This window comes from Streptomyces anatolicus (assembly GCF_019400875.1).
In the GTDB taxonomy this organism is placed as follows: Bacteria; Actinomycetota; Actinomycetes; order Streptomycetales; family Streptomycetaceae; genus Streptomyces; species Streptomyces anatolicus.
Window position 1 is genome coordinate 1 of the sequence record NZ_WMBF01000341.1, and the last position, 6,789, is coordinate 6,789.

Here is a 6,789-nt window from a genome sequence, read left to right on the forward strand (position 1 = left end):
GAACCAGCCGTTCGGCTTCTTCTGGCCGTCGACCTCCGCCGAGCCGGTCTTCGCGCCCATGTCCGAGCCAAGGCCCCGCATCGGCTTCATCGCCGTGCCGGACACCGCCGTGTAGTGCATGAGTTCCCGCAGCGCCGCCGCCGTCGCGCCCGACATCTTGCGCGGCGCCGTCGCCAGCGTGCGGTCGTCCACGTCGGGCGAGACCAGGTAGGGCTGCCTGAACGTGCCCGACTTCACCGTCGCCGCCACCGACGCCATGTTCAGCGGGTTCATCCGCACCCCGCCCTGCCCGATCAGCGAGGCCGCCATCTGGGCGTGACTCTGCACGGGGACCGCGCCGTCGAAGGACGGCACCCCGATCGACCAGTTGTCGCGGCCGAGCCCGAAGACGTCCTGCGCCTGCCTGGTCAGCGAGTCGTTCTCCAGCTTCTTGGCCTGGCTGATGAAGGCCGTGTTGCAGGAGCGCGCGAAGCTCACCCGGAACGTGCCGTTCTTGATCTGGAACTTGTCGTCGTTCTGGAACTTCCAGCCGCCGTACGTCTCGTACTTGGGGCACGGGTGCTTCTTGTCCACCCCGGCGAGCTTCTTCTCCAGGAGCATCGACGCGCTGACGACCTTCATCGTGGAGCCGGGCGCGAGGGAGCCCTGGAACGCCGTGTTGAAGCCGGTCGGGTTGGAGTTGGCGGCCGCCAGGATCTCGCCGGTGCTCGGCTTGACGACGACCACGGACGCCAGCTTCCGCTTCGCCGTCTCCCGTTCCGCCGCCGCCTGCAGCGAACCGCTGAACGTCGTCTTCAGCGTGCCCGGGGTCCCGGGCGAGAGAGCCAGCAGCGTCTTGTCGGGCCGCGACTTCGCGTCGTCCTGCTTCCCGGTCTTCCCGGCCGACCCGGACTTCCCGTCATCGCCGTCCGCCCGCACCACCCGCAGCTCCACGCCCGCCTTGCCGCCGGCCTCCTTGCCGTACTTCTCGCGCAGCCCGTCGAGGACCGTGCCCAGCGACGGGTACTTCGCCGCCGTCATCTCGCCGCCGTCCCGGTCCACCGCCTTGATCGGCGGATCGCCCGCCTCGCCCGTGACCAGGCGGTCGCCGTCCCTCAACTCCGGGTGCAGGACCGAGGGGCGCCAGTCCACGAGCGTCTTGCCGTCGCTCTTCCTGCGGACGACCGTCACCTCGGACTCGTACGCGAAGGGCTTGCTCTGCCCCTTGTACGACACCGTGGCCGCCGCCTTGAACGGCACCTCGGCGCCCGCCCGCACGGGCGGCTTGCCGGGGGTGAGCCGGACCTTCGTGAGGTGGCCCTCCTCGCGGTAGGAGGCCAGGGCCTTCCTCGCCGCCGTACGGTCGTCCGTCAGCGCGGCGGCCCGCGCCACATCCCCGTCGGCCCACGCGGCGAGGAACGCCCGCGCGGTGTGGCGCACTTCGGCGGAGGTGGGCGGCCCCGAGGGCACCGGCTTCGCGTCGTCGCCCGTCCCGCCGGACCCCACCCCGCCGGAGAGCGCGAACGCGGTGGCCCCGACCCCGCACACGACGACGACCGCCGCCCCGCCGAGCACGCCCGGGTGCACCCGCGTGTTCCGAAATCCGACGCCCTTGCGCTCGGCGGCGCGCCTTCGCTTGCCCACAAACCCTCCGCAGCTTCCCGGAGCCCCCATGCTCCTCACCGGTTCCTCACCGGAAGGCCACCTTAGAGGCGTACGGAGAAGCCCTCGACCACTTTGCCGCCCGGCCGGACGGCCCCCCGGCGGACCCTCTACCCTGCGCACCCGGCCTGCCCTGCACACCCAACTACCCTGCGCGTGAGCTATCCCGCGCGCAGTACGTCCGCGACGATCGGCCCCGCCGCGTCGCCACCGTGCCCGCCCCGCTGGCTCATCGCGGCGGCCGCCACATCGCCCCGGTAACCGGTGAACCAGCTGTCGGACACCGCCTGGCCGTCCTTCTCCGCCGAACCGGTCTTCGCGCCGATGTCCCCGGTCAGGCTCGCCATGGCGCGCGCCCCCGTGCCGCTGACGGCCGTGCGGTGCATCATCTGGCGCAGCTGCGCGACGGTGGAGGCGGGCAGGCCGCGGGCGGTGGCCAGGGCGCGGTCGTCGAGTGACCTCGGCACGATCACAGGCTGCCGGAAGGTGCCCGTCATCGCGGTCGCCGTGACCGAGGCCATGTTCAGCGGGTTCATCCGGATCTTGCCCTGGCCGAGGGCGTTCGCCGCGCGGTCGGGGCCCGGAGAGGCCGGGACATCGCCGTCGAAGGAGGGGACGCCCACCTTCCAGTCGCCCTTGCCGAGGCCGAATCCCTTCTGGGCCTCCTCGGTGAGGGAGGCGTCCGTCAGGCCCTGCTCGTCGACGAGCTTCACGAACGCCGTGTTGCAGGAGCGCGCGAAGCTCTCCGAGAGCGTCGCCGACTCGTTCGGCGCCATGCCCTTGAGGTTGTGGAAGGTCTGGCTCTGCCAGGTCGCGGTGGCCGGACAGGGCGCGGCCCCGCCCGCCTTGGCGACGCCCTTGTCGATGAGCATCGCCGCCGAGACGATCTTCATCGTCGAGCCGGGCGCCATCGTGCCGAGGAACGCCGCGTTCCAGGAGTCCTCGCGGTTGTTGGCGACCGCGAGCACCTCGCCGGTGCTCGGCTTGACCGCCACAACCGACGACTCGTCGTGCCGCAGGACCGCCCGCTCCGCCGCCTTCTGCAGGCCCGCGCTGAGCGTCGTACGCAGCTTGCCCGGTCTGCCCTCCGTGAGGGTGAGCAGCGTGCGCGTCCCCGCCGAGGCGCCGGAGTCCGCGGGCCGGACGTACAGCTCCACGCCCGGCGTGCCGCCCGCGCTCTCCCCGTACTTCTTGCGCAGCTGGTCCAGGATCGGGCCGAGCGAGGGGTACTCCTTGGCGCGCAGGACCGTGCCCGCGCGGTCCACGGCCCGCAGGGGCGGTGACGCGGCCTCGCCCGTCACCAGGGTGTCGCCCTCCTTCAGCGAGGGGTGCATGACGGCCGCCGACCAGTCGACCAGCGCGCGGCCGGTGGTCTTGCCCCGCACGACCCTCAGTTCGGAGTCGTACTTCAGGGGCTTGCTCTTCCCCTTGTACGACACCGTGGCCGACACGGAGAACGGCACGCGGGTGCCGGCCGCCCGCTTCGGGGTGAGCTTCACCTTCGTCAGGTGGGCGTCCTCGCGCAGGCCGGTCAGGGCCGTCGACGCGGCCTGCAGATTGTCCGTGTGCTCCGCCGCCCGCCCGGCGTCGCCCTCGGCCCACGCCGCGAGGAACTTCCGCGCGGTCTCGCGGACCTCGCCGCTGGTCGGCGGGCCCGTCTCCGCCGGAGCGGGGCCAGCCCCCGACGAACCGCCGTCGCCGGAGACGCCGTTCACCACGTTGTACGCGCCGTATCCGGCGCCCCCCACCATGACGGCGAACACTCCGCCGACGAGAGCAACCTTTGCTCCACTGCGCACGATGCGCTCCCCTCCCCAGGAACCTCCCCGAAGGAGATGTCCGGGAAGGTCGTTCCTCCGGCACCTTATGGGGAGGGAGGGAAATCCGGGACGGCCGTTATCCGAAGGTGCCCAAGGTGGCCCATACACCGGCCATTACACCCATGTATCCAGCCACATCCGGGACCGCCAGGAATCGATGGGAATGGCGGTGCCGGTATGGATCGGCCAGAAGTAGATGAAATTCCAGAGGATCAGCAGCACGATGACACCGGAGGCCGCGGCGCCCGCCACCCGGCGCCGCTCGTCGGAGCCCGGCGGCCCCAGGATCGCGCCGATCAGCATCGCCACCGCCAGACACAGGAACGGCACGAAGACGACCGCGTAGAAGTAGAAGATCGTCCGCTCCTGGTAGAAGAACCAGGGCAGATAGCCGGCAAGGACCCCGCACAGGATCGCGCCCGCCCGCCAGTCGCGCCGGAACGCCCACCGCCACAGGACGTAGAGCAGCGCGCACGCCCCGACCCACCACAGCAGCGGGGTGCCGAGCGCGAGGACCTCGCGGGCGCACTTCTCGGTGGTGTCGGCGGGGCAGCCCTGCTTGCCGGGCAGCGGCGACTCGTAGAAGTACGAGACGGGGCGGCCGTCGACGATCCAGCTCCAGGGGTTGGACTGGTAGGTGTGCGGCGAGGAGAGGCCCACGTGGAACTCGTAGACCGCGTGCTCGTAGTGCCACAGGCTGCGCAGCCAGTCCGGCAGCCACGTCCAGCTGCCGCCCCGCCCGTCCCGCGCCGCCCAGTCGCGGTAGTAGCCGCCCGAGCCGTCCGTCGGGGAGAGGATCCAGCCGAGCCACGACACGACGTACGTGGCGAGCGCCACCGGGACCGTCGACACGAACGCCGGGAGCACGTCCCGCCGCAGGACCGCGCGGTAGGGCCGCACCGCCCCGGCGACGCGGCGCGCGCCGACGTCCCACCAGACGGTCATCAGGCAGAGGAAGACCATCACGTACAGGCCGTTCCACTTCGTACCGAAGGCGAGCCCCAGGCAGAGACCGGCCGCCCAGCGCCACGGCCGCCACCCCAGGCGCACCGTTTCGGCGACGCGCATGTCGGGGCGCACGACACCGTCGTCGTCGACGGGCAGGGCGGCCGCGAGTCTCTCCCGCGCCCGGTCCCTGTCGATGAGGAAGCAACCGAAGGCGGCGAGCACGAAGAACATCAGGACCTGGTCGAGCAGCGCCGTGCGGCTCATCACGAAGTGCAGGCCGTCCACGGCGAGCAGCGCGCCCGCCAGACACCCGAGGAACGTGGAGCGGAAGAGCCGCCGCCCGATCCGGCACAGCATCAGGACCGACAGCGTGCCGAGCACCGCCGTCATGAACCGCCAGCCGAACGGAGTGAAGCCGAACATCCACTCGCCGAGGCCGATCACGTACTTGCCGACCGGCGGATGCACCACGTACGCCGCGTCGTGCGGGATCGCGATGTCGCTGCCCTGCCGCAGCACGTCGTCGTTGATCTTCTCCGGCCAGTTGACCTCGAAGCCGCGGTGGATGAGCGCCCAGGCGTCCTTCGCGTAGTACGTCTCGTCGAATATCACGGCCTTGGGATTGCCGAGGTTCCAGAACCGGCTCACCCCGGCGACCAGCGTGACCAGCAGCGGTCCGAGCCACGCCGAGCGGCGCACCACCCGGTCGGCGACCGCCTCCGAAAGACCGAGCGTCATCCACAGGCGGGGGCCGGGCCGCGTGTACGGGGGCACGAGCCGCGCCCCGACGTCCTCTCTGGGCCGCGCCACGTAGCCGAATCGGCGCAGCCGCCGCTGCCAGGAGGGCGGCTGCCCCTCGGCGGGCGGGCCCTCGCGGGTCTCCGGTGAAGACGCGGTACTGGTCACCGCGCCATCGTAGGGAACCAGACTGTGCGAGTCCCGCCCGTGCGCCCTGCGAGGATGGATCCGTGACAGGAAGCGCAGATTCCCCCGGAACCCTCGTGTTGGCAGGCACCCCCATCGGCGATGTCGCCGACGCCCCGCCGCGCCTCGCCGCCGAGCTGGCCTCGGCCGACGTGGTCGCCGCCGAGGACACGCGGCGCCTGCGCAGGCTCACCCAGGCGCTCGGAGTGCAGGTCGGCGGCCGTGTCGTCTCCTACTTCGAGGGCAACGAGAGCGCACGCACGCCCGAGCTCGTCGAGGCCCTGGCGGGCGGCGCGCGCGTCCTGCTCGTGACGGACGCCGGGATGCCGTCGGTCTCCGACCCCGGCTACCGCCTGGTCGCGGCCGCCGTGGAGCGGGACATCAAGGTGACCGCCGTGCCGGGTCCGTCCGCCGTGCTCACCGCGCTCGCCCTGTCGGGTCTTCCGGTCGACCGGTTCTGCTTCGAGGGCTTCCTGCCGCGCAAGGCGGGCGAGCGGCTCTCGCGCCTGAAGGAGGTCGCCGACGACCGCAGGACGCTCGTCTACTTCGAGGCCCCGCACCGCATCGACGACACGCTCACCGCGATGGCCGAGGCGTTCGGCGAGGAGCGCAGGGCCGCGGTCTGCCGCGAGCTGACCAAGACGTACGAAGAGGTCAAGCGCGGCTCGCTGAAGGAGCTGGCCGAGTGGGCCGCCGACGGCGTGCGCGGTGAGATCACCGTCGTCGTCGAGGGCGCGCCCGAGAGGAGCGCGGACGGCCTCGGCCCCGACGAGCTGGTGCGCAGGGTGCGGGTGCGCGAGGAGGCGGGGGAGCGGCGCAAGGAGGCGATCGCCGCGGTCGCCGCCGAGGCGGGCCTTCCCAAGCGCGAGGTCTTCGATGCCGTCGTGGCGGCAAAGAACGCGGATCGAAGCGGCCCATCGGAGGGCAAAGGACTATCGTGAAAGGCAAAGCGCGGGCCGCGCGCCAGGCCTCTTTCCTAAGGAAAAGCCAAATCCGCTCCAACGCTCGACAGGTCTGATGCGCTCGCTCCCGTAAAGGCGTCCACTGGTCGAAGGGACGGCGTACCTGTCCCTCGGACAAGAGGAGCAGCGGCATGAGTGAGATCGCAGACACCGGTCACCCCCGCACGGCACTGAATGTCGGCCACGAGTCCTACGCGTTCGCCTGCATGCGCTGCGGGCACGGCTGGGAACAGTCGTACGAGATCGAGCATCACGTGGACGCCGGGGGCCAGGAGTTCGTGATGTACCGGGCGGACGGCCTGCACGTCCCCTCGCCGCTCTCCCGCCCCACCTGCCTCAACTGCGGCGGCCACGTCGTGCGGATCATGCGCGCGGGCCAGGTGTCCTCGGTGCTCGACAGCATGCGGCGGCAGTACGAGGGCGGGCGCGGCGCCGACGAGCCGACGGGCGCGACCGAGGCCGGCGCGCGGACCGGGCGGCCGGTGGTGGGGGAG

General features: G+C 71.7%; 5 protein-coding genes. 2 read left to right on the forward strand and 3 right to left on the reverse strand.

What is annotated here, in order from left to right; genetic code table 11:
* The 3 genes from GKQ77_RS24180 to GKQ77_RS24190 all read right to left on the reverse strand — a co-directional run.
* Window positions 1-1,623, reverse strand: a 1,623-nt coding sequence (locus GKQ77_RS24180) for a penicillin-binding transpeptidase domain-containing protein (protein ID WP_308117770.1), incomplete at its 3' end; no start/stop codon positions are given.
* Between the two features lie 179 nt (window positions 1,624-1,802).
* Entirely contained in the window at window positions 1,803-3,440 is a 1,638-nt protein-coding gene (locus GKQ77_RS24185) for a penicillin-binding transpeptidase domain-containing protein (RefSeq protein WP_219691042.1), read from the reverse strand.
* A gap of 135 nt (window positions 3,441-3,575) precedes the next feature.
* Entirely contained in the window at window positions 3,576-5,315 is a 1,740-nt protein-coding gene (locus GKQ77_RS24190; protein WP_219691043.1) for a dolichyl-phosphate-mannose--protein mannosyltransferase, read from the reverse strand.
* Window positions 5,316-5,377: 62 nt separating this feature from the next.
* On the opposite strand from GKQ77_RS24190, the gene rsmI reads away from it, so the two are divergent.
* Entirely contained in the window at window positions 5,378-6,274 is an 897-nt protein-coding gene (gene rsmI, locus GKQ77_RS24195; RefSeq protein WP_219691044.1) for a 16S rRNA (cytidine(1402)-2'-O)-methyltransferase, read from the forward strand.
* 152 nt (window positions 6,275-6,426) lie between these two features.
* Window positions 6,427-6,789, forward strand: a 363-nt coding sequence (locus GKQ77_RS24200; protein ID WP_258021859.1) for a hypothetical protein, incomplete at its 3' end; no start/stop codon positions are given.